The sequence below is a fragment of the Sphingomonas tagetis genome (assembly GCF_024211275.1).
Lineage (GTDB): Bacteria > Pseudomonadota > Alphaproteobacteria > Sphingomonadales > Sphingomonadaceae > Sphingomonas > Sphingomonas tagetis.
Genome location: NZ_JAMLDX010000054.1, coordinates 1 through 1,060 on the forward strand (window position 1 = coordinate 1; position 1,060 = coordinate 1,060).

Annotated in this window: 1 protein-coding gene and 1 pseudogene; both read left to right on the plus strand. The window is 58.9% G+C overall.

What is annotated here, in order from left to right:
- A pseudogene (locus M9978_RS22970) lies at positions 1-88 on the plus strand (integrase catalytic subunit); the annotation flags it as partial.
- A 219-nt stretch (positions 89-307) separates the two neighbouring features.
- Positions 308-646 carry a hypothetical protein gene (locus M9978_RS22975; RefSeq protein ID WP_254297495.1) on the plus strand — a complete coding sequence of 113 codons (339 nt, stop codon included), beginning with the start codon at positions 308-310 and terminating at the stop codon, positions 644-646.
- Positions 647-1,060: the final 414 nt, after the last annotated feature.

The window sequence follows — 1,060 nt, forward strand, 5'->3', positions numbered from 1 at the left end:
GGAGGCCGTCCCATCTCCAGTGTCGCCCTCCGGTTCCGCTTCGCTCCACCTACGGCCAACACTGGAGATGGAAGCGTCAATGCACTAACAATCCGCTCGGACCACTCGGTGGGGGCTGGTCAGCCGCCGCCTGATCCAGCCGCGATATCTCCAACCGGCGCTCAAGCCATTTGCGGACTTGCTCTCCATTCCATGGTTTCGACGGATCTGTCATCACTCTCCCAATCTGCCGGCGAGATGATTGCCAATGTGATACGGCCATTCGCATCGCTATAGCCCGATGATAATACAGTCAGTTGGATCGACCATGGCCCGCAAGAACTCGAAATACGATCCCTATGACCATCTACCGCGTGAGGATGAAGCTCCGGCTGCACCCACGCTTTGCTGGCTCTGCGGCCGGCCCACCGGCAAGACCATCGTCTGGCACCATCCTGTGCCGAAGAGTCGGGGTGGGCGCGATGTCGTTCCGATGCACTCGATCTGTCAGCAGACGCTGATCGCCAATTTCACCAATTCCGAGTTGCAGCGCCACGGTATGGAAGTGGCGGGCCTGCTGGACAATCCAAATGTACGCAAGTTCGTCGATTGGGTGGCGAACAAGGACCCGGACTTCACCGCGACCATCACCAAGAAGCAACGCTGATTGAACTGGGCGCGGACCGCTGCCGTAGTTGGTGCCGACCCGCAGATGTTAAGGTAGCGCCCCTCAGATTAGGCGCTTCGGTAGCGGCAATCCCATTGCGCCGCGATCACCATCCCAGCCTTAATTACAGGCGCAGCGTGCGTCGCACGCCGCGCCTGCCCCCTTATCAAAAGCGCGCTCTCACACCCGCCGAGATACGGCGGCCGGTGGTGCGGTATTCCTTGTTGCCGTCTTCGCTCACCGAGTAGATGAATTTGAGGTTCACCGCATCGGCGAAGAGCTTCAACTCCCCAGATTCCTCTGACTGGACTGCACCGCTATTTTGTAAGGATAGCTGCCACGACCGCGATACGGTCGACAGTATCATATGCGGAAGACGCAAGCTCCTCACCAAACACGTCCGGATCGATTTCC